The organism is Synechococcus sp. CC9616 (assembly GCF_000515235.1).
GTDB lineage: Bacteria > Cyanobacteriota > Cyanobacteriia > PCC-6307 > Cyanobiaceae > Parasynechococcus.
The window spans coordinates 1,415,787-1,442,036 of record NZ_KI911558.1 but is presented as its reverse complement, the minus strand read 5'-3'; the positions used below and the strand labels follow the sequence as shown (position 1 = coordinate 1,442,036).

Annotated in this window: 28 protein-coding genes and 1 tRNA gene; 14 read left to right on the top strand and 15 right to left on the bottom strand. The window is 57.0% G+C overall.

What is annotated here, in order from left to right; translation table 11 throughout:
- Window positions 1-240 precede the first annotated feature (240 nt).
- Both SYN9616_RS17305 and SYN9616_RS0108470 read left to right on the top strand, forming a co-directional pair.
- The gene (locus SYN9616_RS17305; RefSeq protein ID WP_156918736.1) at window positions 241-417 is read left to right on the top strand and encodes a hypothetical protein; all 177 of its coding nucleotides are present in this window, start codon (window positions 241-243) and stop codon (window positions 415-417) included.
- Between the two features lie 675 nt (window positions 418-1,092).
- A complete protein-coding gene (locus tag SYN9616_RS0108470) occupies window positions 1,093-1,533 on the top strand; it encodes a hypothetical protein (RefSeq protein WP_232200211.1) in 441 nt (146 codons plus the stop codon).
- Between the two features lie 202 nt (window positions 1,534-1,735).
- On the opposite strand, the gene SYN9616_RS0108465 is transcribed toward SYN9616_RS0108470, so the two are convergent.
- The 6 genes from SYN9616_RS0108465 to SYN9616_RS0108440 form a co-directional block, all read right to left on the bottom strand.
- Window positions 1,736-2,176 carry a hypothetical protein gene (locus SYN9616_RS0108465; protein ID WP_028952698.1) on the bottom strand — a complete coding sequence of 147 codons (441 nt, stop codon included), beginning with the start codon at window positions 2,174-2,176 and terminating at the stop codon, window positions 1,736-1,738.
- On the bottom strand, window positions 2,173-2,361 hold the full coding sequence (locus SYN9616_RS0108460) for a hypothetical protein (protein ID WP_028952697.1): 189 nt from the start codon (window positions 2,359-2,361) through the stop codon (window positions 2,173-2,175). Before SYN9616_RS0108460 ends, SYN9616_RS0108465 begins: the two co-directional genes overlap by 4 nt.
- 29 nt (window positions 2,362-2,390) lie before the next feature.
- Window positions 2,391-2,990 carry a hypothetical protein gene (locus SYN9616_RS0108455; protein ID WP_028952696.1) on the bottom strand — a complete coding sequence of 200 codons (600 nt, stop codon included), beginning with the start codon at window positions 2,988-2,990 and terminating at the stop codon, window positions 2,391-2,393.
- A gap of 4 nt (window positions 2,991-2,994) precedes the next feature.
- On the bottom strand, window positions 2,995-3,567 hold the full coding sequence (locus SYN9616_RS0108450; protein ID WP_028952695.1) for a hypothetical protein: 573 nt from the start codon (window positions 3,565-3,567) through the stop codon (window positions 2,995-2,997).
- A 66-nt stretch (window positions 3,568-3,633) separates the two neighbouring features.
- Window positions 3,634-3,963, bottom strand: coding sequence for a hypothetical protein (locus SYN9616_RS0108445; RefSeq protein WP_028952694.1), 330 nt, complete (start codon window positions 3,961-3,963; stop codon window positions 3,634-3,636).
- A gap of 4 nt (window positions 3,964-3,967) precedes the next feature.
- Window positions 3,968-4,696 carry a response regulator transcription factor gene (locus SYN9616_RS0108440; RefSeq protein WP_232200207.1) on the bottom strand — a complete coding sequence of 243 codons (729 nt, stop codon included), beginning with the start codon at window positions 4,694-4,696 and terminating at the stop codon, window positions 3,968-3,970.
- A 112-nt stretch (window positions 4,697-4,808) separates the two neighbouring features.
- On the opposite strand from SYN9616_RS0108440, the gene SYN9616_RS0108435 reads away from it, so the two are divergent.
- The 4 genes from SYN9616_RS0108435 to pyrF all read left to right on the top strand — a co-directional run bounded on the left by SYN9616_RS0108435 (window position 4,809) and on the right by pyrF (window position 8,389).
- On the top strand, window positions 4,809-5,138 hold the full coding sequence (locus tag SYN9616_RS0108435; RefSeq protein ID WP_028952692.1) for a DUF1825 family protein: 330 nt from the start codon (window positions 4,809-4,811) through the stop codon (window positions 5,136-5,138).
- 50 nt (window positions 5,139-5,188) lie between these two features.
- On the top strand, window positions 5,189-6,436 hold the full coding sequence (gene tyrS, locus SYN9616_RS0108430; RefSeq protein ID WP_028952691.1) for a tyrosine--tRNA ligase: 1,248 nt from the start codon (window positions 5,189-5,191) through the stop codon (window positions 6,434-6,436).
- Between the two features lie 148 nt (window positions 6,437-6,584).
- Complete coding sequence (locus SYN9616_RS0108425) at window positions 6,585-7,598, top strand: phosphotransferase (protein WP_037990843.1); 1,014 nt, start codon at window positions 6,585-6,587, stop codon at window positions 7,596-7,598.
- A gap of 59 nt (window positions 7,599-7,657) precedes the next feature.
- Complete coding sequence (pyrF, locus tag SYN9616_RS0108420) at window positions 7,658-8,389, top strand: orotidine-5'-phosphate decarboxylase (protein WP_028952689.1); 732 nt, start codon at window positions 7,658-7,660, stop codon at window positions 8,387-8,389.
- On the opposite strand, the gene SYN9616_RS0108415 is transcribed toward pyrF, so the two are convergent.
- Window positions 8,379-9,761 (bottom strand): autotransporter outer membrane beta-barrel domain-containing protein, encoded by a 1,383-nt coding sequence (locus SYN9616_RS0108415; protein WP_028952688.1) that lies wholly within the window; start codon window positions 9,759-9,761, stop codon window positions 8,379-8,381. The genes pyrF and SYN9616_RS0108415 overlap by 11 nt on opposite strands.
- 85 nt (window positions 9,762-9,846) lie before the next feature.
- Here SYN9616_RS0108415 and SYN9616_RS17685 point away from each other — a divergent pair, with 85 nt between their 5' ends.
- Together SYN9616_RS17685 and SYN9616_RS16500 are read left to right on the top strand one after the other, a co-directional pair.
- On the top strand, window positions 9,847-9,990 hold the full coding sequence (locus SYN9616_RS17685; protein WP_198015164.1) for a hypothetical protein: 144 nt from the start codon (window positions 9,847-9,849) through the stop codon (window positions 9,988-9,990).
- A 153-nt stretch (window positions 9,991-10,143) separates the two neighbouring features.
- Window positions 10,144-15,423 carry a DUF4347 domain-containing protein gene (locus tag SYN9616_RS16500; RefSeq protein WP_071991439.1) on the top strand — a complete coding sequence of 1,760 codons (5,280 nt, stop codon included), beginning with the start codon at window positions 10,144-10,146 and terminating at the stop codon, window positions 15,421-15,423.
- Window positions 15,424-15,429: 6 nt separating this feature from the next.
- Here SYN9616_RS16500 and plsY read toward each other — a convergent pair whose 3' ends face one another.
- Window positions 15,430-16,035, bottom strand: coding sequence for a glycerol-3-phosphate 1-O-acyltransferase PlsY (plsY, locus tag SYN9616_RS0108395; RefSeq protein ID WP_028952686.1), 606 nt, complete (start codon window positions 16,033-16,035; stop codon window positions 15,430-15,432).
- Complete coding sequence (locus tag SYN9616_RS0108390) at window positions 16,032-17,030, bottom strand: DUF3086 domain-containing protein (RefSeq protein ID WP_028952685.1); 999 nt, start codon at window positions 17,028-17,030, stop codon at window positions 16,032-16,034. Before SYN9616_RS0108390 ends, plsY begins: the two co-directional genes overlap by 4 nt.
- 427 nt (window positions 17,031-17,457) lie before the next feature.
- Here SYN9616_RS0108390 and SYN9616_RS17300 point away from each other — a divergent pair, with 427 nt between their 5' ends.
- Window positions 17,458-17,595, top strand: coding sequence for a hypothetical protein (locus tag SYN9616_RS17300; RefSeq protein WP_156918734.1), 138 nt, complete (start codon window positions 17,458-17,460; stop codon window positions 17,593-17,595).
- Window positions 17,596-17,768: 173 nt separating this feature from the next.
- Here SYN9616_RS17300 and SYN9616_RS0108380 read toward each other — a convergent pair whose 3' ends face one another.
- The 3 genes from SYN9616_RS0108380 to SYN9616_RS0108370 are packed head-to-tail and all read right to left on the bottom strand — an operon-like array spanning window position 17,769 to window position 20,241.
- Window positions 17,769-18,173 carry a DUF3119 family protein gene (locus SYN9616_RS0108380; protein ID WP_028952684.1) on the bottom strand — a complete coding sequence of 135 codons (405 nt, stop codon included), beginning with the start codon at window positions 18,171-18,173 and terminating at the stop codon, window positions 17,769-17,771.
- On the bottom strand, window positions 18,170-18,919 hold the full coding sequence (locus tag SYN9616_RS0108375; RefSeq protein WP_028952683.1) for an ABC transporter permease: 750 nt from the start codon (window positions 18,917-18,919) through the stop codon (window positions 18,170-18,172). Before SYN9616_RS0108375 ends, SYN9616_RS0108380 begins: the two co-directional genes overlap by 4 nt.
- On the bottom strand, window positions 18,916-20,241 hold the full coding sequence (locus tag SYN9616_RS0108370) for an MFS transporter (RefSeq protein WP_028952682.1): 1,326 nt from the start codon (window positions 20,239-20,241) through the stop codon (window positions 18,916-18,918). The genes SYN9616_RS0108375 and SYN9616_RS0108370 overlap by 4 nt, the downstream gene beginning before the upstream one ends.
- Window positions 20,242-20,374: 133 nt before the next feature.
- Here SYN9616_RS0108370 and SYN9616_RS0108365 point away from each other — a divergent pair.
- Window positions 20,375-20,445, top strand: a tRNA-Gly gene (locus SYN9616_RS0108365).
- Window positions 20,446-20,449: 4 nt separating this feature from the next.
- On the opposite strand, the gene SYN9616_RS0108360 is transcribed toward SYN9616_RS0108365, so the two are convergent.
- The gene (locus SYN9616_RS0108360) at window positions 20,450-22,528 is read right to left on the bottom strand and encodes a glycogen-debranching protein (RefSeq protein WP_028952681.1); all 2,079 of its coding nucleotides are present in this window, start codon (window positions 22,526-22,528) and stop codon (window positions 20,450-20,452) included.
- Window positions 22,529-22,581: 53 nt separating this feature from the next.
- Here SYN9616_RS0108360 and SYN9616_RS0108355 point away from each other — a divergent pair, with 53 nt between their 5' ends.
- From SYN9616_RS0108355 to gluQRS, 3 genes are all read left to right on the top strand, one after another.
- Window positions 22,582-23,241: an MBL fold metallo-hydrolase gene (locus tag SYN9616_RS0108355; protein ID WP_028952680.1), complete on the top strand. Its 660-nt coding sequence runs from the start codon at window positions 22,582-22,584 to the stop codon at window positions 23,239-23,241.
- An 84-nt stretch (window positions 23,242-23,325) separates the two neighbouring features.
- Entirely contained in the window at window positions 23,326-23,646 is a 321-nt protein-coding gene (locus SYN9616_RS0108350; protein ID WP_255326803.1) for an HU family DNA-binding protein, read from the top strand.
- A 54-nt stretch (window positions 23,647-23,700) separates the two neighbouring features.
- A complete protein-coding gene (gluQRS, locus tag SYN9616_RS0108345) occupies window positions 23,701-24,594 on the top strand; it encodes a tRNA glutamyl-Q(34) synthetase GluQRS (RefSeq protein ID WP_037991426.1) in 894 nt (297 codons plus the stop codon).
- Between the two features lie 283 nt (window positions 24,595-24,877).
- Here gluQRS and SYN9616_RS17295 read toward each other — a convergent pair whose 3' ends face one another.
- Entirely contained in the window at window positions 24,878-25,021 is a 144-nt protein-coding gene (locus SYN9616_RS17295; protein WP_156918733.1) for a hypothetical protein, read from the bottom strand.
- 12 nt (window positions 25,022-25,033) lie between these two features.
- On the opposite strand from SYN9616_RS17295, the gene SYN9616_RS15545 reads away from it, so the two are divergent.
- Window positions 25,034-25,369 carry a hypothetical protein gene (locus SYN9616_RS15545; RefSeq protein ID WP_028952677.1) on the top strand — a complete coding sequence of 112 codons (336 nt, stop codon included), beginning with the start codon at window positions 25,034-25,036 and terminating at the stop codon, window positions 25,367-25,369.
- A gap of 68 nt (window positions 25,370-25,437) precedes the next feature.
- Here SYN9616_RS15545 and SYN9616_RS0108330 read toward each other — a convergent pair whose 3' ends face one another.
- Window positions 25,438-26,217 (bottom strand): sulfotransferase family 2 domain-containing protein, encoded by a 780-nt coding sequence (locus tag SYN9616_RS0108330; RefSeq protein ID WP_028952676.1) that lies wholly within the window; start codon window positions 26,215-26,217, stop codon window positions 25,438-25,440.
- Window positions 26,218-26,250: the final 33 nt, after the last annotated feature.

Sequence of the window (26,250 nt, the reverse complement as noted above, 5' to 3'; positions counted from 1 at the left end):
GTTGAAATTGACTCCTGCCTTTGCGTACATACTAACGACAATACTGATCATTGCAGCATTCAGGCTCAGAAATATTGTTATGATTTTGGCTTCATTTTTCATCATTAAATTTTGGCAGGCAGCATTACGAAGTTGTGGCCTCAATCCTTAGAACAATCCAAAGATCAAGGGGCGCAAAGGCAGAGCGGGAGAGGCGTTGGCTTGCTTGCTGCTAGCAATGGCTTCAGCAGTCAGCTCGTCATGCCTTTTGAATCACCACCGCCGGAAGCGCGTCAGTGCAACAGTTGTGGTGATTTGAAATCACTTAATTTCTTTGCATTGGACAGCAACGAATGTCGACGTTGTGAGGCCCTGATCCAGCGAGAGGCCCTGATTGCGCAAGCGGATCAGGTAGGGGACCAGCTGCCGACGTCTTAAGGAGTTGTGAATAGGTATCTGTGCCATTGCTCGCGTGATTCGGCGCAGCTATCAACGGGATAGATGCAAGGGAGCTCTCGTGAGCAAAGTCCTTTCAGCAGCGAAGTGGTCGTTCGATCTCTTGGCGAAACGCATCGCGGCTCTTCGGTTGAAAAAGGTCTTCAGCCCTTCAACGATCTACAGCGCTGCTGCATACGATGAGTCGCAGATGCGGGAGTCGGATGTGTTGAAGCGGCAGCAGAGATCTGAAATTGAATACGACTGTTAAAGCATCCATTCAGGCTTGAGACATCTAAAGTTAAAACCTTCAGTTCTTCTCAATTGACCTCAGGCACAATCCGTCGGCTCATTCTCACGCTCGCAACGGGATATCTCACCATCTTTGGTGTGAGGAGAATTCCATATCAGTTTGAGAATGAATGGTTGGTTCTTTTGCCAGCATTGATTGTTGTTTATTCCATCACGATCTGGATAGAAGGTCTGATCTTCAAGGACGATGCTTCTGATAAGAACCACGCTCCTTCTCGGGTGAAGACGAACGTTGTGGTGAAAAAAAAGGGTTTTGGATCCGATTGAGTCTTGGTGGGATGTGAATGTCAGGAGAAAACGCGTATCCAAAAAGAGTGTTGATGTGTCAATTCCAGCTACTCTTTTTGTACTTCAGTCATGCATGCAATGTCTGATCTTAGAAGCAAGATCAATGGCGCGCCTGCCAGGGCGAAAGTCATGATCGTTGTGTTGTTGTTCAGTGCTTGTCTCCCAATCATCGCGAAAGCAGTTGGTCAAACAAAATTTTCTTCGCTGGAGGATGCTGAAGCGGCCTGCATTGGTTGGCAGCAATCAGGTGATGTTCATGATTCACTAAGTGAAGAGGATGCCATGCGAACCTATGGCTATGAAATGGGGCAAGGAAGTTGTGACTACGTAACGCCTTCGCTGACAAGGCGCTACTCCAAGCAAATGCAAGGCAAGGAGCTTGTGCGCTCGCGCTATTGCATCAACGATAAGTCGACCAATACGATTGAAGGTAAAAGAAATGATGCCATGGAAAATGGCGAGTGGATTGAGAGGGAGAATGAGGGCTCTTATGAGCTGGTTAAAACATTCCGATACTGAGTTGATGGCGTCAGCGATGTTTCAGCGCTGAGTTCGCATGCGCGTCTGGCTAGGGAGCTGGATTCGCAATACTTCAGGTCTTGTTGAATGGCATCCGAGATCCCAGAGCCTTTCGTAGACAGGTTGGGTGCTGCCTGCGCAGGACTGGCTGAAAGGATGAGTGCACCCAGTAGCGGAAGGATGGTCATGTTGGTTAATCGCTTTAATCTTTGACCATTGCCTTGTTAAAGGTTGAGGCATCAACCGATTTGCATGTGCCGTTGTAGTTCACCTCCGCAGATCCCCCTGTCTTGAATTGTCCCTTGGCTGATAATTTTAAAGTTCCTGGTGGATCAAGATTGATCGTCAGGTCGCTGAACGAAATGTCGTCGTTCCCAATGTTTTTTGGCGGTGCAATGCGTATGACGCGGTTATCCAGCTCAAATGCCATCGAATCTTTGGGGGCGGATGCTGATACTGCCTCTTGATTCTTTAAATCAATCTTGAATAGATCTGAATCCTCAGTGTTCTCTTTGGCTGTTTCGCCTGTTTCGGTTGTGAATTTTGTCGCCACTTGAATCGTGCATTCCCGATAGAGGATCTCGTTTGCGAAGGCGGGAGACGCTGAAAGGAGGATTCCGCTTAGTAATGGAAGGATCTTCATTCTCTGGGACGTGATGCATCGATGTTAGCGAGTTGTTTGCTTGTGGTTGAGAAATCAAATCCTAAGAAAAGACGGTGTGCATTTTGTTCGGGATTGGTCGTTAAAACTGTTGAACAGTCAATCAAAAATTGATCCAAAAATTGATCCAAAAATTGATCCAAAAATTGATCCAGGAATGGATCCATCAATGAGTCTTAGATGTGTTGTTGTTGCTTCAGTTGCCTGGCTCGCTTGTAAACGGTGTTGCCCACCGTTGCCGTGTTTCTTTGTTGAACGGCGGCAGCCAGTGTTGGATCAGTCGTTGCTCCAGGTCCCGTCTGGCCAGGGTCGCCTGGGGGACATCCGTGCAGAACCGGATGCTGAGTTGTTGGCTGATGCCGCAGCGCTGCAAAGCCTCTCCATAGGCGGCCAGATAGCTCTTGCAATCGTGTTCCCCTTTCCAGCGCTGATCGGCAGCCTTGGTTTCCCCTACGTAGAGCAACAGCGGTTGTTCAAGATCGGCTGGTCGATCCAGCACCAGGTAGATCGCGGCTCCCCGGTGCGGGCTCTCGGGCCAACGCCAGAAGCTCAGGGGCAGGGGCGCCAGTGCCAGCGGCTTGATGGCCGTGACGGGATCCTGGCTGTCGTCCCCGAACAGGGAGCCCTGCTGCAAAGGGCACGGCTCCCCTCGAAACAGCGTTGCCTGGTATTGATGCAGCCGCCTCTGCCAGGCGAGCAGTTGCTCGCGTTGGATTGGCAGCTGAACCTCCGCTTGGGGGCTGCCGGAGCTCTCTTCTGGCTTGAACAGGTCCCCCTGACCACGGCTGCCCAGCATCCGTTCAGGTGCGCGGGGGCAAGGAGGGGCCAGCGCGCCGTTGGCCGAAGCACACCCGGCCAATCAGGCTCTCCACGGTGCTGGCGGGCAGGCAGAGCCGTTCCTGCAGGTCGGCCAGATCTTGAAAGCCCTGCCGGCGACGTTCCTGCAGCAGCCGTTGAACCCGGTCGTCCGGCCATTGCAACCGCTGCAGCTCAGCGGTGGCGGCGGTGTTGAGGTCGACTGGGGTTTCCACCGGTTGCAGCGGAGCATCGCCGTGCCAGTGAAAAATCAGATGGGGGTGCCAGAGGGCGGCGAGATCCGCTGGCAGCTCCAGCAGACGGAAAAGATCGTCGGCACAGCTGAATTGCACGCCACCCTGCTGAAGCCGCACAAGCAGGTCGGCTCGATCGCTCCCGCAGCCTGGAAGCTGGACCCACTGATCGCGGGAGGCCCGGTTCACATCCATGGTCCAGCTGGGCGGCGCTGGCGGCTGTGGCGCTGTTGGCTGAGGGGCTGCGACCACTGGCCGTGGCAATTGACCGGTGGCCTGCAGAACCTGCCTGGCCAAAGGATCCAACCAGTGGCGCTGGGGCATCGGGCTGGAGGGAGACGGGCTGACGTTAACGAGTGTTCCCACGGGCTGTCACGGGTTGCTGGGCTGTTATTGCTTCAAACCGCGCACTAAGGCATCACAACCGCCCTGATCAGCGATGTACGCGCGCATCAGCTCCTCCACATCCTCCCGTTTGTTCACCGCCCGACGTTGGCCTGCGGAGATCTTTTCCTGCTCAAGGAAGCGATTGCCTATGGCGAGAGCGTCTTTCGCCGTCATGGTGCCGGTGCTCGTGAGGCAGCGGACGTTGGCCTGGGTCACGATCACCATCACAGTGGTTGGATCCAGCTCTGCAGCCGCCAGCGGCTGCAGCCATGAGGTGATGGCGAGGCCAGCCAGCGGAACTGCCGCCGAAAGGCAGCGGAGGGCAGATCTCATGGGATTAAGCGCTCCATCGGGGCAGATTGGCGGGCAGATCCACCAGGTCGTTATAGAAAGCGATCAGCACGGCCTGGGTTCGATCGCGTGCCTCCAATTTGCCGAGCAGGGCCGTCACGGCGTGTTTCACCGTGTCGATCGAGAGGTTCAGCTGATCGGCGATCTCCTGGTTGGTGAGGCCCCGGCAGATCCCCCGCAGCACGTCCTCCTCCCGCAGGCTCAGGGTCGTGGACAGGGACGGGGACGATCCCCTGCTGAGCCTGCTGTGACGCAGCACCCCGGCGATCACTGGATCGATGAAGGTGCTGTCACTGTCGATGGCCTGCAATGCTCTGAGCAAATGGCCGTTGCCGACCTGTTCGCGGCTACAGAGGCCATTGCAGCCCGCAGCGATAGCCGCCTCAATCGTGCTGCGCAGGGGGCGTTGGATCAGCATCAGGCAGACCAGCTCCGGCCGGATTCTCTTTGCGGATGCCACCAGGGAAGGCCCACTGCCGGAATCGAGCAGATCGGTGCAGATGAGCAGGTTCGCGGTGCCGTTGTGCAGACAGGTGAGCGCCTCCCGTTCACTGGTGGCGGCCCCCTCGATCCGGCCGCTGTTGCCGACCATGTTCACCAGGCTGGTGATCAGCACCCGATCAGCGCTGGCGATCACGGTGCGACGACGCAGCAACAGGTTGCGGCCGCTTTGCATGAACTCACGCATGGCGGGCAGATGCAGAGTGAGATTCATCTCCAGCGAGGTGGGAGAACATTTCTCGCATGGTGGATATGGGGTGAATCCGCACTGCCGTTGGATGCAGGAAGTCTGCAGAATTCTCGTCAGGGAAACGAAATTTGAGCGGATGGCCTTCTTCGACTCCGACATCGTCCAGGACGAGGCCAAGCGCCTGTTTGGCGATTACCAGCAGCTGATGCAGCTGGGCAGTGAGTACGGAAAGTTCGATCGGGAAGGCAAGAAGAAATTCATCGAAACCATGGAGGAGCTGATGGGTCGCTACCGGGTGTTCATGAAACGGTTTGAACTCTCGGAGGACTTCCAGGCCAAGCTCACGGTGGAGCAACTGCGCACCCAGCTGAGCCAGTTCGGGATCACGCCCGAGCAGATGTTCGAGCAGATGGAGTCCACCCTGGAGCGGATGAAGTCCCAGATTGAGCCGCCAGCGGCCGGCTGAAGGTTTTCCGGCAGCACTCGTACGATCCTCTGCGCTTGTGCATAGCGCTGATGCCGGAGTCGTCCCCATCCCTGCCGCAGTGGCTGGAGCGCGGCATGGCCGATCTCTTCCCTGCCGGAGATCCCCGCGACGCCGATCAATCCCTGGCGGCACGGCTCGTGCAGGTTGAGAAGGAAGGACGTTCCCTGCGGGTGAAGCTGGGCATCGACCCCACCGGCAGCAACATCCATCTGGGGCACAGCATCCTGTTCCGCAAGCTGCGGGCCTTTCAGGACGCGGGCCACACGGCGGTGCTGATCATCGGCGATTTCACCGCCCGCATCGGCGACCCCACCGGCAAGAGCGCCACCCGGGTGCAGCTCAGCAAAGAGGATGTGGCCGCCAATGCCTCCACCTATCTGCGCCAGTTGGGGCAGGACCAACCCAAGGAAACGGCGCTGCTCGATTTCGAGACTCCAGGCCGGCTGGAGGTGCGATACAACACCGAATGGCTGGAGGGGATGGATCTGCCGGCGGTGATTGGCCTGCTGGGCACCGGCACCGTGGGCCAGATGCTGGCGAAGGACGACTTCTCCAAGCGCTACGGCAGCGGCACCCCGATTGCCCTGCATGAATTCCTCTATCCGCTGCTGCAGGGTTACGACTCGGTTGCTGTTGATGCCGATGTGGAGCTGGGCGGCACCGACCAGAAATTCAATGTGGCGATGGGGCGCGACCTGCAGCGCCATTTCGGCAGGAGCACCCAGTTCGGTTTGCTGTTGCCGATCCTGGTGGGGCTCGATGGCGTTCAGAAGATGAGCAAGAGCCTCGGCAATGTGGTGGGGCTGGAGGAGGATCCGCTGTCGATGTACTCCAAGCTGGAGAAGGTCGGCGATGCGGCGATCAACGACTACGTGACGTTGCTGACCGATCTCGATCTGGCGACGTTGCCTGAGAATCCCCGCGAGAAGCAGAAGGCGATGGCCCTGGCGGTGACCGCCAGCCGCCATGGGATGGAAGCGGCGCACAAGGCGCAAGTGGATGCGGCCTCCCTGGTGGGTGGGGCCGGCGATGCCAGTGCAGAGGTTCCCGAGGCGTCGTTGGCGGAGGTGAACTTCCCGGCCAAGGCGTTCTATCTGCTCAGTGCCGTGGGCATCTGCGCCAGCAGCAGCGATGCTCGCCGCCAGATCAAGGGCGGTGCCGTGCGGCTCGAGGGCGAGAAGATCATCGATCCCAACCAGGAGTTCGCCTCAGCGGATGAGCTGGAGGGCAAGGTGCTGCAGCTGGGCAAGAAAACCTTCCGGCGCTTGGTGGCCTGACTGCGAGCCGTTGCCCCGCCATCGCGATTTTCAAGCGTTTTCCTGGCTGAATCTGCTGCAGCTGCGTTGATTGTTGTGATGCCGTACTCAGTCATCTCTCAGCCTGGGTTCCCTCTTTTGGGGGATTTTCCGAGAGAGAACTGGCGCAATGGTGCGTTCATCCATGCGAAGAACAATGCCAGCGCTAGCTCTTGAAACTAAATGCAGATCCGATCAGCAGATCGCTGCTGATTTCTTGTCTTCTCTGCAATCGGAATCGTCAGATCGTGTCGCGTATCAGCTTGAGCCGATACCGCTGACGGGAGGTTTCGATGCCCGGCTGTATCGCTACAAGCTTGTTGGTCAGGAACCAAGAGTCCTTCGTATTCTGCGTCCTGAACGTGAAGTCGAGGAGCTTTTGGTTCTTCAGGTTGTGCATCAGATCCTGAATCAGCAGGGTCTCAAGACTCCTGTGATTCATCGTGTTTGTAGAGATCAGTCGGTCTTGGGGGGTGTTTTTGCGGAGATGGATCTGGTGCCAGGTCAGACCTTGGATCAGCAGGATCCAGAGATTTATATGTCGGTTTTGGGTGAGTCGATGGCCACCATGCACGAGTTGGATGTAAGGCCCATGATTGATGCTCTCAGGCGGGCTGGTGTTCCGGATGAGCGGTTTTTAAGCCCTGCCATGGATCAAAAAGTATTGGATATTTTTGGAGAGAAGACTCCTTGGGCTTCTGATCTTATTGGTTGGTTGCGCGATCATTTGCCCCTTGACGGTGAGAATCTTGCTGTGATTCATGGCGACTATCACGGACGCAATGTGATGTTTGAAAATAGTTCTATATCAGGAGTGTTGGACTGGGCATTTTGTATTTCTGATCCTGCTGTGGATCTGGCTCATACGATGAATGATTATCTGATTGTTCCTCGCCAGATTGATCCAGCGATGTCGCCTCAATTTTGGGAACAGATCAATGAGGGGTTTCTCAAGGCTTATCAAGCAATCAGGCCTTTGAATCACGAGTGCATCAAGGCCTGCCGTGTCTTTCACCTCTTTTTCTTTTTAGCTGCCGGTGCCGCTGGTGTTGGCCCCGAATTCACGCGAAAGCCTGAATCGCAGCGCGATTATCTGGCCTTCATTGAGCAAACGACCGGTCTCAGCCTTTCACCCTCAGCCTGAACCTCAATTGAGATGTTCCTGCCGCCGAGACAGGATGGAATCCGGATCACCCACTTGCCTTGGCTCCGACGCTCTCCTCTGCCCCCGCTGATCGGATCATCGTTGCCCTCGATGGCATGGCACCAGAGCAGGTCATGGCCTTTGCGGCGCGGGTGGAGGGATTGCGCTGGGTGAAGGTGGGTCTGGAGCTCTTCGTGCAGAGCGGGCCGCAGGTGGTGGCTCAGCTGCGCGAGCAGGGCCTGCGGGTGTTTCTGGATCTCAAGTTTCACGACATCCCCGCAACGATGGCGGGGGCCTGCCGACGGACGGCGGCGTTGGGGGCGGAGCTGATCACAGTGCATGCCTGCGCCGGCAGTGAGGCGTTGAGCGCTGCCCAGGCCGCGGCGCTGGAGGGTGCCAAGACTGCAGCGCTGGCCACGCCAAGTCTCTTGGCGGTCACGGTGCTCACCAGTTGGGAGCAGCAGCGTTTGCAACAGGAACTCGCCATTGGCCAGGGCATCGGCGAAAGGGTGTCGGCGTTGGCTGAGCTGTCGGCGACTGCTGGGATCGGTGGGTGCATCTGTTCACCCCTTGAGGCCGCGGCGCTGCGTGCCCAGCATCCGGAGCCGTTTGCCTTGGTGACACCGGGGATTCGCCCCAAAGGTGCTGCGACTGGCGATCAGGCCCGGGTGATGGGGCCAGCGCAGGCGATTGCAGCCGGCGCAAGCCAGCTGGTGATCGGCAGGCCGATCACTAAAGCCGAAGATCCCAGTGCCGCTTTTGCTGCCTGCTGCGATGAACTCAGAACTTGAAGTTCAAGCCACCGGAAACGTGCCAGGACGCGCTGCGATCACCACCCCAGATCACCGTGCCGGTGCGTGCGTAGACGCCCATGGATGTATCGCTGAAGTTGTACGTGGTGTAGTCGACACCTATTTCGATCAAGGCGCCATGGTGGGAGTCGTCGTTGAGGCTCCACTTGTTGTTGCCTTCGGCGTTGATGAAACTCACCTTCTGGTTAGCGCCGCTCTGCCCCCAATCGGCCACCCAGCCAACGCGGACGAACGGCATGAACAGGGAGCGTTGGCCGTCCCGGATCGGATGGGCGAATTTCATCGAGAGCTCTGAACCGAAGCGGTCAAGCTCCATTTCGCTGTAACGGAGCCGGCCACTGCGATTGCCGGTTGATTCGCTGAAGCGATCAAGGCTGGTGTTGGTATAGCTGAACAGGGCCTGGGGTTCGAGAACCCAGTCGCCTGAATCAAAGGGTGCTCCAAGGCTCAGCATCCCTGTCCAGGAGTTGCCGCTGCGGTCCCCTCGGTAGGTGTCGCCGTCGTCATCGCGACTGTGATCGCCCGAATAGCCGCCGGCACTCACCATGCCGCGCAGATAAAAGTTGTTCGTCCAGTATTCGGCGTAGCCACCACCGCCCCAGCCGTCGGTGTCCCAGCTGCCGCGCCCGTTGTCGTCACCATCGGAGGCGGCGTAGGTCCCGAAGAGGCCAATGCGTGCCGTCGTGCCCAAAGGGATGTCGAAACCGAGCTGGCCGCCGCCACCACCATAGTCTGCTGTGCGTCCGCTGGATGCACCCGAATAGCTGCGGCCCCCAAAACCGCGCACCCAAACATTCACACCGGGTTCGTTGGTCTCCTGTGAGAAAAGAAGGGTATTGGGCTCAAGACGCTCCACATAGCGAACGTCGTTGAAGACCACGATCGGCGCTTGCGAGTAGTCGATGCCGGTTTGATTGGCCTGAGCGAGGTAGTAATCCCGTAATTTCTGATCCAGATAAGCCTCAGCCACATCGGCATCGAGTGCATCTGTCTTGAGCCAGAGAGGTTTGATCGGCTCACTGGTCGGCTCTGGAGCTGGCCCAGTCTCAGGTTCAAGGGGTGGGTCGACACTCACCTCGGGTGCTTCCTCAAAGGCGCGATACGGGGAGCGTGGTGGGAACAGGGTGCAGGGCCCAAAGCAGGGGGGAATGATGACGAACGCGTCGGGATCGTCTGGCGTTTCCGGCTCATCAGGCGGCTCACCTGTATCACCCGGCAGGCAAACCTCTGCTCCGAAGGGATCAACGATGCATTCCTGGGCCTGGGCAGGAGGGGAGTCCAGGGCAAGACATGCCAACAGAGCCACAACTGCGGAGGGCAGGATCTGGAGCAGCCAGGGATGAATCCGCATCGGCTTGAGAGTGGGCTCGATGACTAAGTTTGTCGAGCGCGGTTGCCGCTCGCTAGCGCGGTTTGCCGATTGATGAATTGGCTGATTGGTTGCCACGGGTGACGGCACTGATGCTGATTCTCCGGCCATCTACGACGACCTGTTCCGTGATCAAACCTTCAATCCAAGCAATGGCGGTTGGAGCTACAGCCTTCAAACGAGTTATAGATTGCCTGAGTTTTCAGGTTGAGCCAGTTCCCGTTCGTGGCTGCCTTTTTCTGGTGAAAGAGATCGCGGATTCAGCCCGGCGGTTGCTTCTTATCGGTTAATGGCGTTACGGGGCTGGATGTCGCAATCGCAGTCCATCACTAGGTTGTGGACAAGGTTTTGATTCATCCAGGTGATGACGTCCGTCGCTCTCGATTGCACGCGTGATGCTCTGGTTCTGGGTGATGCAAGTTGTTCGGGGATCAGACAGCTCCTCGATGCGTCCCTCTTCCCTGCAGCAAAGCTGACCACAAACTTGAGCCCGCTTGCGGCGATCACTAAGGCGTTGCAGCAGCAACGAGCCAGGGGCCTAGACGTGCGCACTTTGCATCTGATTGCCCACGGCGATCCCGGTGTGGTGTGGGTTGGCAATCAGCCCATTGACTGCGCTGCCTTGCTTGCGAATTCAGAGCTATTGGCCAGCTGGGGTCTTAAGCAGATCGCCCTATGGAGTTGCCATGTGGGTGCCGATGGCGATTTCATTGCCTTGCTGGCAGAGCTCACAGGCGCTGATGTTTTTAGCAGCGCTGATTCTTTAGATCGTTTTGCTGTTTTGAATGAAGTGGTGCCAGCGAAATATGGCGAGTTGAAGACGCCCGGAATGTCCATCGCCTACATTGCTGATCCATTCATGTGGCCTGAATCATTTCGTTTGGGACGCAAAAGAAAGAGTCAGAGTCGAGCTGCTGTTCAGAATCTTGAAGTGATGTCGGTTGGAGATACATTTTTTGGAGTTGATCAAGTTAATGATGTCTGGCAGATTAATCCAACATTTGAGGAGCAACCTGATATAGGACAAGCATTTATTAGAGTTTTAAATCTTTCGGACCCTATCCCTACTGGTGACGAGGAACCTACCAAATTAATAACTCCTCAAGGCAGCGGAGAAGGCGCTAATGGGGTCGCATTTGACACGGAAGAAGATTATTTATATTTCTTTTATAAGGGTGTTGTGGATGGGGATGATCGGCCACCGAATTCAAATTCAGAATGGAATATCATCTGGTGGCCTATCGGAGAGGAGCAAGAATGGGGATGGATAAATCCGCCTGGGAATAATTTTGGTTCGAACAATAGTATTCCTGCTAACGCTTCGTTTTACGACGGTTCGCTTTGGTACTTTGGAGGAGGGAACAGTAAAAAGTTATATCAATTAAAGCTTGACTACGAAGTTGGTCCTGTGCCTGCTGCGAGTCAATTAATTGCGCATGAAGTAAAGAAATATCCCCCAGGTGGATATGGGGATATTGCAATTGATATGGAAGGCATCTTGTATGGATCTCAATCAAATAATAAAGATGGTGGACGAACGTTTTTTAGTATTGATCTCAAGCAGTTGATTTCGCCTGATGATTGCCCTGATGGAGATTGCAATCCTTACAAGCTTTTGAATTCCAATTTAACAGTTGAGAAGCCAGATTCTAAAGAGAAAGTATCTGTTGGTCTTCAGCTTTCTTTTAACGAGTCTTACGACGCTCTGTTTGGGCAAACATACGACAACAAAGGAGGTGGATATATACCTGGAGCTTTTTATGTATTCAACTTTAAGGAAAATGATGAAGGTTTTGAAAGAGATGAATTAGGCAATCGAATCATCAATCCGGTCCCTCAATACACGGGGTATAGCGTTCCCGACTTGAATGAATACGTCGGCAGGGGGTTTACGGATCTTGGCGGGGCGACGAATTCACCGGCACCTCCGCTCCCACCTGATTTCACTCTTGAAGCTGCTGGCGCCAGCTGTGACAATGAGAGTGGTGCCGGCTTAAACACAAAAGGGTTGTTCAAGTTTGATGTAATCCTCGATAATCTCAGCGACTGGGAGTATGTGTTTAGGGAGCAAGACTTCTATGGTCCTTTTGATTTTGATCTGACTCTGGTTGGAGACGGCGGATCCAGCGAAGCTTTTTCTTTGGACTCTAGTGATATTAAGATATTAAATTCTAGTGGGAAAAGTATAGGTCTAGTCGGCTCTTCTGGGCCGGATGAAAATGAATTTTTTGTTGATAAAAAAGATGACGATGGCTCAGGGGTTTCGCAGTTTATTTTCGAGGCTTCTCTTCCGATCGCTTCTCTGGAGTCTGGCGACGCGGTCAAGCTGGATTTGATGCTCGCGGTGACAGGGGAAGAAAAGAGCGCACAGGTCATCAGTGATGGCTTGGAGGAATGTTTTCCCGGCGCGATTGAATCAATCAAGGGCAAAGCTGTTTGTGATGATGAGGCTGCAAGTTCTGAGCAGGAAGCGGCGCAGTTCCTGTTCAACGTTGAGCGTGAGGAAACTGATGATGTTCAATATTATCAGTATGAATTAGGTGCTGCTGGTCTCGAGGGGGGGACCTATGAGGTCCAACATTCAGATTTGATTGCTTTCGCTGAAGATGGCAGTTTAGTGGATGAAGGGGTCGAGATCGTTGAGCGGGTTGATGAAGACGTTCTGGATCGAGAGGCTGATGCAGTACGTACGGGTTACATCAAAGTTCAAGGAAATGTGCGGTCATTTGATGCCGAGATCTTGCTGTCAGGCGAGAACTTTGTTGGCAATGAAGAGATCACGCTGACGCTTACAAATGCTTATGAAAGTCCCAATGGCGATGGAATTCAAACCATTGGAGCAACTGCTGTTGAGGGCGCAGCAGCGCTGAATGACGATTGCATTCTTCCGCTGCCATCGGCAGGAGAGGTGCAACGTGTGGAGGCAACATCAGCCTGTGAGCTTGATGGCACGTCAAGTAAGAAAGATGCGGTGTTCAAATTTGAGGTGTCGTTTGATCCGGTTGGAACGGAAGCGCAGTTGTATGGATACAGCTTTGAAGCCTTGGGTGAGTGGAGCGAGAGTGGCTATCGCCTCCAGGAGATTGTCTTCCCTGATGATGTGGCATTGAGGCCATCAAGTAAGACCGCTGGAAAGATTGTTGTGCCTGCGGGCATGGAGACGTTTGAGGTGGATGTGTATGTGAAATCCAACCAGGTGCTCACCGGTGAGGAGGCATTGGCACTCACGATCAGCAATAACTCCAGTGAGGCAAAAGGGTCCAACAGCCTGAAGGATGCCGACTGTGCGCCAACGATTGGAGAGGTGGACCAGGTGACGGGTGTGGCGGCCTGTGAGCCGGAAGGGCTCACGAACAAGCAGCGCGCCACATTCAGTTTTGATGTTGTTGTGCAGCCCGGTGATCTGCCCCAGATCTACGACTACAGCTTTGTGCCATCGGGTTTTCAGACTGGTTCCTCAGGCGATCCGGTTGAGATCACTGGAATTGACGTCGTCAACAGTGATGGCGTTGAGTTTTTAAAGCAGCCCGGCAGAGAGGGACAACTGCAGGTGGATGCCGGTGTGGAGTCGTTCCGGGTGGAGGTCTCGGTGACCTCCAAAGGGGCGATCACGGGTGAGGAAGCTCTGGAGTTATCCCTCGCCAACGACCGGTCGTCGGTCTCAGGTACAGCGAGTTTGGCTGATCATGAGTGCAAGCAAAGTGCTGTTCTCGAGACTCTTGATGGTCTTGGTTATTGCAGTGATTCGGATGACGGTGATACAGATCTGAGCTTCTATTACCGCGCCTCATTTGATCCAGGGCTGCCGACGCTGTACGGCTACGAACTTGGAATAGACAACTTGTCGTTGACGGCTGATTACTCGATCAATGATCTGGAATTCACAGATTTGCAGGGGGACGCGGTGGATGTTCAGGTTCAGCGTGAGTCCGGTGGAATCGGAACGATTCTGGTGGGTAAGGATGTCAGTGATGTGGTGGTGTCTGTTGCGGCCAATGCGACGGGCGAGATCACAGGACAGGAAGCGCTCACCCTCTCCATCGGTGAGCCTCAGGAGAGTGGCGGTGTTGAGGATGGAACGGGGCTGACCGCCAGCGTTGGGTTTGGTGATTATCTCGAAATCTGTGATCCGCTCGGCCCCCAGGTGACCTCCATCAATGCGCAAGTGGATTGCAGTCCGGATGATGATGAGAATGTGCTTGTGTCCAGGTTTATTTACGACGTCAATCTGATTGCGGATAACGCAGGGCCAAAGACCTATGAGTATTCCTTTGTGCCATCGGGATTTGAGGAAGATCGGGATGATTACAGCGTCTCGGTGATTCCATCAGAGGATTACAGCTCCAAGGATCTCCAATCTGGAGCGTTGCAGGGCGAGATACGTGTGGCGGAGGGTGTGGATCACTTCAAGCTGGAGATTGATATTCAGGCTGGAGAAAATCTCGTTGAAACGGAATCTCTTTCGCTGACGCTTGCTGATGAGCGTTCCTCCGAAGAGGCGACAGCAAGCCTGGCGACCAGTGACTGCATCGAGCAGGTGCCGGATTCTCATCTTTATCTGTTGATGAACAATTCAACATCGATGTTGTCTCCAGAGCCATCCACCAGCCAAACCTCTGCTCCCACGATGTTGGAGGCCCAGAACCGCATCGCCTTCTATTCCTTTGAGCAGGCAGCCGCCAAGGCGGGCTTCGGATTCCGCAACATCAATGATGACAGTTTTGAAAGCTTTGGTGAAACCTCGACAAATGCGATCTTGTCCAACTCATCGGAATCACTGGCACAAACACTGCAGGATTATGAACTGGTCGATGATCCATATGATGGCAAAAAGGCAGGTAACTTAACGGTTTATTTGATTACGTATGGGTATATCGTTGACTACCGGCGGGAGGATTTCCGGTCTAATAATTTGCTCGCTGGTGCCTCTCCCGGTGAGGAGGGTTTGAATCTTGCTCAGAGAATTCTTTTGACATCGACGCCCAATAAGATCTACGGAAACAGCATTGAGAACAATCCGAATTGGGAGGCCTACGACCTGCCGGAGCCAACGGAGGATGATTACTTTCCGCGCAATTGGAAAGAGCTGGGGGTGAATGCCTCCAACCTGTATTCCGGAACGGAGATGTTGGGTGCTTTCACGGGCTTGACCCATTTGTTGCGTCAAAAGCGCCGTACGAACGACATCCAATCTGATGAGTCGGTGGCGATCACGGTGGCGACGGATGGCCGGCCGGAGCGACGTCCGTGGTGGGACAACCGGGATGGGGATGGTTCTGGTGTTTCTATTCCTTTGCCTGAATCATTGGGCGGCGATGAGATCACGGCAGCAGGTCTGCTCTACAACAATGACGGTTCTTTTCAGTACAACCTCGATAACGATGGTGTGGCCCAGTGGCCGAAGATGCAGGGCAAGTTGAACAAGCAGATGGATCGTCTGGCCAAGAAACTCAATGATCCAAGCCAACAGTTTGAAGTGGATGTGATCGGTTTAGGAGAGGAGGATGTGATTGGTGTAGGGGCGGATGATGTTGTGAATTTTCCTGCGATTTACGACAATCTCTTTAATGAACAAACCTTTGACGACAGTGATTCAACCTGGGCCTACAACGTGATCGAAGACCTGCCTGACTTCTTTGATTGAGATGGATCAGTTCGCGCTCTGCTTTTGCCCAATGCGAGGTTCGGTGCCGGCGATCAGCCGTTGAATGTTGCTGCGGTGCCGCCACAGCACCAGCAGCATCGCCACCAGCGACACCACCACGTAGGCGCTGCCGCTGCCGGAAATGAGCATCAGCAGCGGTAGGCCGATGGCGGCCACCACGCTGGAGAGCGACACGATCCGGAAGATCGAGATCACCGCTATAAACAACCCAAAGCAGGCCAGCCCCACCGGCCAGGCCAGGCCCAGGAACATCCCGAGGCCTGTGGCCACCGCCTTGCCGCCTTTCCAGCCCAGCCAGATCGGCCAGATGTGACCAGCCAATGCCGCCAGGCCTGCAAGCACCTGAACCCAGTCGTTCAGGCCAGCGCTTTTCGCCAGCAGCACCGTCAGGGCGCCCTTGCCCACATCCACCAGAAACACCACCAATGCCGGCGCCTTGCCCACATTGCGCAGCACGTTGGTAGCGCCGGTGCTGCCGGAGCCGCAATCACGTAGATCGATACCCTTCAGCCAGCGAGCTGCGAGGTAACCACTGGGGATGGCTCCCAGCAGGTAGCCGATCGCAATCAGCAACAGCGTCGTCAGGATCACAGCAGGTCGTCGTCGTCGAGGCGTTCGTTCGGTCCGGCGGCAAAGGCCAGCCAGAGGGGGAACTGCAGCACGGGGATCTCGATGCTGCCCTCAGCCGCATCGATCAGGATCAGTGGCACCTCGCCCCGCTCTTCCAGGCGATCGGCACGCTCCACCAAGGCTTCCGGGCGCTCGAACAACACAACGCCGCTGCTGGGTCCGAAGTCTTCTCGGCTGAGTCCCAGGGCATCCTGCAGCCCGCGTCGCCACTCACCTAAGCGTTCAGGACCGCCCGCCAGAACCAGGCACTGGAACTGATCGCCGTAGAGCTCTCCGATGATCGAGATCAGGCCAGCGCTCACCAGGATGTTGCGGGGACGACTGCCGCGACTGGGTTGAGCACCGCGCCCACCCTGGTTGAAGAACCAGTCCTCGAGCAGTGTCGTGTCGCGAGTGTCGATGCTGCGCCGCAGCGTCCAGGGATCGGCGTAGACATCGGGTTGTTTTAAAAACCGCTCTAGCGCATCGCGGATCAGGGCTTCGTCCGGCTTGAAGGTGTCGGCCACGGCTGCCGCTGCAGCAGCTGGTTCGGAGCTTGTTGCTGTGCTGCCATCCAGGCCCTGCTGATCCAGCGGCGATGGCTTCACCACCATCGGCTGCACCACCAGCTCCAGGCTCTCCACGCTTTGCACCAGGTCCTGCAGAGCACCGCCGAGATACTCCTGAAAGCCCTTCACGCGCCGGGCGATCGCATCCGACTGGCCAGCGAAGGAGCTTCTCAGTTCTGTCTCCAGCTGTTGCTTGCGGCTTGTGAGTTCTGCAATGTCCCGTTCGAGATCTTCACGGCGTCCCTGCAGATCCTTGAGGGCCAGCTCGATCAAGGGGCCAGTCTCGGCCGCTGTTGAACGATGGGCATTGTCCCCGGCGGTTGGCTCTGAGGTGGTTTCTGAGCTGGCCTCTGAGCTGGGCTGGGGATCAGCGGAATCCTGTGGCGTCAGGTCGGTGTCGTCGGGCATCTCGGCTTGGCCTGATGTCGTCACGTCACCCATTCAAATCAATTGGCTGAACTCAGGGACAGAGGTACCAAAAACGAGACGTCGGTCCATCTCCCTGATCATCTCCACAGCGCTGTATCGGCCGACGTGACCTAATGAATGATTTGAGCAAGATTTCAAATCTTGAGACGATGCCAATGATTACGGAAATATTGAGCTTCGGCTTTTTTGTTTCTTTGTCTTGAATCTGGCGTTTTCTACGGGGAAGAATTTTTTACCTTGCCCTGAACGCAATGCAACCACTTGATGTGCCCTACCGAACTTTCTTCACTGAAATGGAGTGAGGAGGGGGAGCTTTCACCACAGGACACATGGAAGTTGGTGAGCAGACTCAGCAAAGTTGAGGATCACGACAAAGCCTCATGCCTCCTGCATTTGTCGTCAAAGCATGCTCACGGAGGACATCGACGATCTCCGCTGCGGCGAGCTGACCTGGATGAATCCCCGATCAAGAAGCCTGAGGGTTCTCGCTGATCACCTCTCTCCATTCGGGGCCGAATGCATTGCACAGCTCCTGTTCCTCTGATTTCAAATAACGCTTGCGTTGCGCCGATTCATAGCCGAACCACTGAGGAGCTGTTTTCTTCAGGACGTCATTTTCTGCCATAGACGAATTTTGAGCGGAGATTAGTCTTAGATCAGTTCATCCTGAACTGTCTGAGTTTCTTTTAATTCTCTACATCCGCAGGTGCTGTTTTGTTAAGGATCGCTGTCGTTCGCAGGCTGCTCCAGGGGGCCGAGTCGTGATTCCAGCTGATCTCGCAGCTCCTTTGGGCTGAACAGGATCGGCAGAAAGTGAATGCTTTTCGTCTCACGGAAATAGAACAAGCCCGGCAGCCAGGGTGCAAACAGGCGCCAGGCCAGCCATTGGTCGTAGGGGAAACGGCGCAGCTCGCGTCCGTTCTGCCATACGATCAGGGCTCTCTCCTCAAATTCCAGCCTGAGGCTGAAGGTCTGGAGCAGCAGAAACAGACCGAAGAGCACCACCACAAACGTTGGCCATGGATGCAATGGCAGCGGCAGCAGAGCAGTGCCAAGAGCCACCACCAGCAAGGGCAGTCGCACGTCCGGTTTCAAGGTGACGTTGTTTGGAGTGGAGCTCATACGCCGAACAGAACCTGGGTAAGGACGACATCCATGATCGACACAAGGATCAGGATCATGACGACGGCGCCTGTGGTGCTTGTGCCCACCTCTTTGGGGCCACCTCGGGTGGTCAGCCCCCAGCCGCAGGCGATGATCGCGATGATCAGCCCGAAGACCACGGCTTTCACCAGCATGAAAGGGAGATCCTCGGGGTCCATCCAGCTGCGCACCGAGGTCCAGAACACCGCGGGGGGGATGTTGTAAAACTCCGTGCTGGTGATCTGTCCGCTCCAGATCGCCATGATGAAAAAGAAGAAGCACTGCACCGGTGCCATCACCACCATGGCGATCATCCGGGGCACCACCAGATACTCCACCGGATCGGTGCGCAGCATGGTGATTGCGTCGATTTGCTCCGTCACCTTCATCGTGCCCAGCTGGGCCGCGTAGGCCGTTGCCACCTTTCCCGCTAGCAGACAGGCGGTGAGCAACGGTGCGATCTCACGCGCCAATCCGATCGCCAGGATGCCGCCCACCGTGGAGCCTGCCCCCTGGCGCGTGAGTTCTGCGGCCACCTGGATGTTGAATACCGAACCGGCAGCCACCGAGATGATCAGCACGATCAGCATGCTGCCGGGGCCGGCCTCCATCAGTTGATCCTGAAGATCCACCATGTTGATTCGACCTTTCAAGGTGGCAGCAACGGCCTGCCCACCGATCAGGCAGCTCGCTCCCAGTCGTTTCAGCCAGCGGGGAGTGTTCATCCGGCGTTGGCCTGCAGGTGAGCCCCTCGATCCGGCCAGCCTCGCATCACCACAAGCCCAAGCACCACCAGAACGGCTGGGATCAGTCCCATGCAGAGCCGGATCGCCAGCAGAGCAGAGTCGGGTTGATCGATGAAGCTCAGGGCGCCGCTGCAATTCCCTCGGCTGGAGATGTAGCCGGTGAGTGAGAGCAGGCTGCCGAACACCGTCATGGTGAGACCAATAATCAACTTTTGGCCAAACACCATCCAGGCCGTGTAGATCCCGGCCGGTTTTTCAGGATCTGCATCGATCGCATCCGGCAGCAGGGACCAGGGAATCAGATAGGCCGTGGCCGCTCCGAATCCCACCAGCGCGATCAGGCCCACCAGCGGCAGCAACTGCAGCAGGTCTGCGGTGTCGGGAAGGGTGGGGTAAACCATTGAAACCAGGCAGGCGGCGATCCAGAGCCCAGCTCCCCAGCGCAATGAAGTGATCCGTCCCCGCTGGTTGCTCATCAGGCTCCAGAGCTGCAGCCCAAGCAAAGCGGCGATGTTGAACGCCAGCAGCAGCAGCGTCGCCTGGGATGAGGGCACATGCACCACCTGCACCAGCCAGATCAAGGCCACAACCTGCATCAGCTGAACGGCAAACCAGAGCAGCAGATACAGCCCCAGCACCCGGATAAAGCGGGGATTGGCCATCACGCGCCTCAGCTGTTGCTGCGGTCGCTCGCTGTTGGGGACAGGGCGTTGGGCCCGTTTAGCAAAAGGCGCCAGTCCCCAGCAGCAAAGCAGGGTGGCGGCGGCGGCCACCGAGCCCGTGATCTGTCCCATCAGGGCGTAGCCACCTCCGCCTTCCCGCAGCACGATCACCGCCACGGAGAGACCGATGGTTCCAGCGAGGATGGACCCGGTGAAACGAGCTGCGTTCAGCCGTGTCCGCACGGTGGTGTCTGGCGTCAGTTCAGTGGCGAGGGCTGCATAGGGCAGATTCACGCTGGTGTACGCCGTCATCAGCAGGATTGCCATCAGTGCGTAATAGGTCGTGCGCTGCCAGAGATCCCCGGGAGGCACCCACCACATCGCGGCCAGGCTGATGCCGAGCGGCAGTGCTGCTGTGAGGATCCAAGGGAGTCGTGGACCCCAGCGGCTCTCGGTGTGGTCGCTCAGCCAGCCGATCAACGGGTCGTTCAAGGCATCCCAGACCTTGAGCACCGTGAGCAGGGAGCCGGCGATGAAGGCCGGCATTCCTGCTTCACAAGTGAAAAAAGGAAACAGGTAAAAGCCCAGTTGGGTGGCTGCCAGACCGGTTCCGGCATCGCCAAGTCCGTAAGCCAGCATCAGGCGCTGGCGGGATCCGCCTTGGGCTGCTTCAGACGATGTCAAGCGTGAGCTGTGGTCGGGCGGACCGTCATAATGAATCTGTACTGACACACTTTCCACCCCCCAGGGGATGTGGTTCATGTGTACCAGTGCGGGCGTTGTGTAATGGTAAGACCTCAGCCTTCCAAGCTGATGACGCGGGTTCGATTCCCGCCGCCCGCTTCGATCAGAGAGACAGGTTCAACGCCTCTTCGCGTGCCAGCAGCAGCACGAAGCTGCGGCTCTCAAGAGGAATATCCACGCCTGTGAACGGCACAGGCTGAGCTGGAAAGTCCTTGCCGCTGGGCAGGGAGGTGTCGATCACCCGCATCCAGGGTGATGCCGGTACGGGCAGCTCGTAGCTGAGTCCTTTTTCGTAGGCGTTGAACCCCATCCACAACAGGGCCCCACGGCTGCCCATGTGCAGGCTGGTCGCCAGGGTGCGGGACCATTCTGCCCAGTCGGGTTTGCTCAGCTCCACACCATGCCACTGGCGCCAGATGTCGCCCTGTTCATGGGGTTGTTTGCTCACGGTCTCCCGAGGTGCCGTCAGCGGATTGAACAGTTGCGGCAAGGCCCGGCGCAGGGCCAGCAGGCGCTTGAGAAACAACTGCAGATCGAGATCGCACTGGTCCTGATTCCAGATCATCCAACTAATGGGGCTGTCCTGACACCAGCTGTTGTTGTTGCCGCCCTGGCTGCGGCCCACCTCGTCGCCCATCAGCAGCATCGGCACCCCCCTCGCCAGCAGCAGCGTGCTCAGCAGGTTGCGTTGCTGGCGCCGCCGCAGGGCAATCACTCTCGGATCGCTGGTGGGGCCTTCAACGCCGTGATTCCAGCTGTTGTTGTGGTTTTCGCCGTCGCGGTTGTCCTCGCCGTTGGCCAGGTTGTGCTTGTGGTTGTAGGCCACCAGGTCCGCGAGGGTGAAACCGTCGTGGGCCGTGATCAGATTCACCGAGCGGCCGAGCGCTGCAGCCTTGTTTTTGTAGAGATCTGGAGAGCCCTTGAACCGTTGCGCCAGGGTCCAGGTGCTGTGGTCGTCCCCTTTCCAGAAGCGGCGTAGGCCATCACGGAAATGGCCGTTCCAGGTGCCGATGCGCTGGGCGGGGAAATCGTCCAGGCGATACAAGCCACCACAGTCCCAGGGCTCGCTCACCAACTTGAGATCACTCAGGAGTGGGTCGGCTTCAATCGCTTCAAACAGGGGCGGATGCTCGAGTGGCGCCAGCCCCTCGCCACGGCTCAAGGCGATTCCCAGATCAAATCGAAAGCCATCCACGCCCAGTTCAAGGGCCCAGCAGCGCATCGATTCCAGGATCAACTGGGTGCTGATCGACTGGTTGGCGGCGATCGAGTTCCCGCAACCGCTCACATCCAGATAGTCGCCGTCCTCTCCCTGGTGGTAATAGGTGAGGTCTGCAAAGCCTCTCCAGCTCAGGATCGGTCCATTGCGGTTGCCTTCGGTGGTGTGGTTGTAAACCACATCCAGCAGCACTTCGATGCCTGCATCGTGGCAGGCGGCAACAAGGGAGCGGAATTCCTGGCGGGCTTTGTGTGGATCGGGTTCCGTGGAGTAGCAGGCATGGGGCGTGAACCAGCTCAGGGGGCTGTAACCCCAAACGTTGTCGCGTCCAGGGGGCGCATCGGCAGGGTCAAAGGCGAACACCGGCAGCAGTTCGATCGCCGTGATTCCCAGCTCCTGGAGGTACGGCAGTTTCTCGATCAGCCCTAAGTAGGTGCCGCGGCGGGCTTCCTCCACGCCCGAGTCGGCCCGATTGGTGAAGCTGCCCACATGCAGCTCGTAGATCACGGTCTTCTGCCAGCTGTTGCGGGGACGGGGGTGGGCCTGGAAGTCGAAAGCCTCTCGCTCGGTCACCACCGCCTTGAGGCAGGCGTGGGCGTTGGTGGATGGCCCAGTGGCCAACATCCGGTCGTAGACGTCCCAACCGGTGATCGCTCGCGCCGCTGGATCCAGCAGCACCTTCGACGGGCGGAAGCCATGGGCTCCCGGCGCCAGAGGGCCGAAGACGCGATAGCCATAGCAGCATCCTTCGCCGAGCCCTTCAACCTCCACATGCCAGTAATCGCCGGACCGGTGCTTGCGGCAATCGAGCTCAATCACCCGCTCTGGCGCATGGGAGCTGCCGTTTTCAAACAGCAGCAGCTCCATCCGATTGGCGGCCGGAGCGGCCACAGAAAAGTTCACTCCCCGCTCGGTGAGGCTGCTGCCCAGGGGCCAGGGAGTGCCTGGGTGCGTGCTGCTCAACACTGAAGGACCGGACAATTTCAAACTAGTGGTTTGCCCCGGTGCTGAACGTCATGTCGATGACCATGGCCCTGGAGGCCGGCCGGCCGCCGCAGCAGTTACGACCCGATCTCTGGTTGTTTCCGCCCAACCGCGACTGTCAGGGCGGCAGTTCCTGGTGGTTGGAACATGCTGGCGAACCAGTCCTGATCGACTGTCCACCATTCACCGAGGCCACGCTTGAGGCCCTTGAGCAGCTGTCGGCGGGACGCACGCCCTGGATCCTGCTCACCAGCCGTGAGGGGCATGGGCGGCTGCGGCGCCTGCAGGAGCGGTTCGGCTGGCCGGTTCTGGTGCAGGAGCAGGAGGCGTATCTGCTTCCCAGCGTTCAGCCCTTGCACACCTTCAAAGGCGATCACACCACGGCAAATGGCTTGCGATTGCTTTGGACCCCAGGGCCGACGCCGGGAAGCTGCGTGGTGTTCGCGCCGTCGCCCGCAAACCTGCTCTTCTGCGGGCGTTTGCTGACGCCACTGTCTCCTGGACGTGTCGGCCCAATGCGCCATGGCCGCACATTTCATTGGCCGCGCCAGCGGCGCAGTCTCGAGAATCTGCGCGACTGGCTTCCTTCAGAAGCCAGTCCTGAACTGGCTTCTGGGGCAGGCCTCGGCGCCTTGCGAGGTGAGCGTCTTGTGCCTTTTGACGGTTGGGAGACGTCCTCGCCATCGTCCTAAAGCGTTGCGGCACAGGACTTGTCGCTTGCAGCTCCATTGCAACGTCCATACGATTGGCGCGCACGGGAAGGCAGCGGCGCTTTTATTTCGCCGTATCAGAGCCGTCTCCGCCTCCACCCCCCCCTTCAAATGAACAAAGCTGACCTGGTGAACCTGGTGGCCGCTCGTACGGAACTCACCAAAACCGATGTCTCCCTCGTTGTTGATGCAGCGATCGAAACGATCATCGACTCCGTTGTGGAAGGCAAAAAGGTTTCTATCCTCGGTTTTGGATCCTTCGAGCCTCGCGAGCGTTCAGCCCGTCAGGGTCTGAATCCAAAGACCGGCGAAAAGATTGCAATCCCTGCCAAGCGCGTGCCGGCGTTCACCGCAGGCAAGATGTTCAAGGATCGCGTTCAGGGTTGATCAGCGACCTGAATGCCTGACGCGACGGGCGGTCCCAACGGGCCGCCTTTTTTGATGCATCGCCAGGGGCTTGAGCTGCCCGATCACCTGCGTCGCCTGCTTGATCAGGGGAATGCCTTGCGATCAGGTGGTTATCGGGGTCGCTTTGCCCCGTCCCCCACCGGGGTGATGCATCTCGGCAACCTCAGAACCGCGCTCGCCTCCTGGTTGGAGGCCAGGCGCAACGGCGGAGTGTGGCTGTTGCGTATCGATGACCTCGACACTCCGCGCAACAGTCCTGGAGCCAAGGCCTCGATCCAGAGGGATCTCCAGTGGCTCGGTCTGGACTGGGACGGCCCAGCCATTTTTCAGAGCCACTACCGCGGCCGTTATTACGCATGGCTCTCCTGGTTGCGACGCGCTGGAGCCCTATTCCCGTGTCGTTGCTCCCGCCGCATGCTCCTGGACCATCCCATCTACCCGGGAACCTGTCGGATGGGTCAGAAGCGCTGGGGATGGCAGGACAAGCGGCTGCCCAGTTGGCGATTGCGGGTTCCTGATGACGACCCCCATGGCAGCGGTGATGTGGTTTTGCGTCGCGCCGATGGTTTTGTCGCTTATCAGCTGGCCACGGTGATCGATGAGCTCTGCTTCGGGATCAGCGATGTGGTCCGTGGAGAGGATCTGCGTGCGTCCCTTCCGGCCCAGTTCAGCGTCTATGCGGCACTCGTCCAACAGCCGCCCCGGTTTCTGCACGTGCCGCTCCTGCGGGATCAACACGGTCAGAAGTTGTCGAAACGTAAAGCCAGTGCAGGCTTGGCCCCCTTGCAGGACGCCGGTTTGGATGCGGCTGCGGTTACGGGGCAGTTGGCGGCAAGCCTTTCTCTGGTGGCGCCTGGAGCACGGCTCACAGCCCGTGAGTTGTTGCAGGACTTGACTCATCGCAGCACGTATGTACTCGATTCTTAAGGAAGCCTTCGGGATCGAATGCTGTGATTCCGCGCACACTGTTTTGAGCACGGATTCAGCTGTTATGCACACCTGCACTACATGCGGAGGCAGCGGTATCCAGCGGGTTTCTGGCCAGCGCTTTCGTACTTGCCTCACCTGCCTTGGTACCGGTCAACTGACGTCGGCTCTGCAGCCAGCCCCCATCCTCATGAATGCCAAGTCGGACATCGAAATGTCCCGGCTGAGAGCAGTGACTCAGCCTCGTCGCTGAGGACAGAGGACAGAGGACAGAGGACAGAGGTCAGCCGAGGGGAGCCTTCTCCTTATTTCTCACCACAAAGAAAGTGGCCGTGCCGACCACCGCAAGCAAAGGCACAGCCGTGAACAGCAGCAGGGCGATCGCAGTCCAGTCGGTGTACACGGAGCTCGGGCGGAATTCAGGCATCATCTCAGCAAATTGCCCGACGAGCGCATGCGCAGCGGTCCCGTCACAGTCCTGATTGCTTTGTTGCTGGCAGGCGCCTGGGCGCGTCCTGCCCAGGCGTCGAGTTGGTCGGGTTTGCAGGCGAATGCCATGCGCTGTTTGCAAGGCGGCCAAAACTCCGCCTGTCAGACGGCAATCCTGCAGGCGGAATCCCTGGCTCGGCGGGCGACAGCGCGCAATGCCTTTCCCTGTCAGACCCTGCTGCTCGGCCTGCAGGCCGATTTCATCATGCAGCAGCTAGGCGATGGTCGAGGAGCGCAGGCTATTGATGCTGTGGCCGCTACCGGCCGTGGCTGTGCTGGCCTGTAATCGGTGCCAACCAGGCGCCAGGGCTTGATCAGGGAGCTGTCTAGGCGGGGCTGTCTAGGCGGGGCTGTCTAGGCGGGGGAGGCCTCTAGTTTTTGATAGCCAAAGGCTTTGAATTCATCGTCGAAATAGTCGTTGATAATCCGAAGTTGATCCGCGTCGGCGACATCGAGAATGGCTTCATTAGGTAGGTTCTGTCCTTTTTTGAGGTGCGGGAGCGATACCTTGTCTGAAATGTTCAGGTCTGCCAGAAGCTGATCCAGTTCAGATTGGAGGTGTTCAAATTTGAGGTAAGTCACCTCGAGGGGGATGGATGTCTGGCTAGGCGCTGTGTAATGAGCGATGTTCTTTGGGTAAGACTCGTTGATTAATTTCTTGATGAAAACATTGAGCTCGTTTTGAAGCTGTTCCTGTGAAGCGCAGATCACGTCTCCACTTTTTTTGTAATCATCAAAACGCGCCATGTGGTTCAAGCGCGAGAGGATGCTCTGGTACGGGTTTCTGGCGATTGCGATGATGCGTTTGCTGCGCAGCCGTTCCCCAAAGAAATCCCATGCTTCCCGCAATGTGCAGTGGTCTTGAATCGTCCCTTTTGGTTTTTTGATCTGCTCGAACTGGCCTGGCTCGGCTTTTTTGACTGCTTTTATATAGGCATCAAGCTTTTCGGTATCAGCCCCGAAATTCTGTGCGTGTCGATAGCCAAGATCAATCCGGTAGCGTTCATCAACAGGGGTAATTGGGGTGATGATGTCATCGGCGCCACAGATTTTGGATAAGGCAACCTCAAAACTTGTACTGGCAACTTTCCGTCCTTTTAGGAATAGAAAGTTGTGCAGCTCGGAAAAAATCATGGCTGATATCGAAGCGATTGCGATGGCTGGACG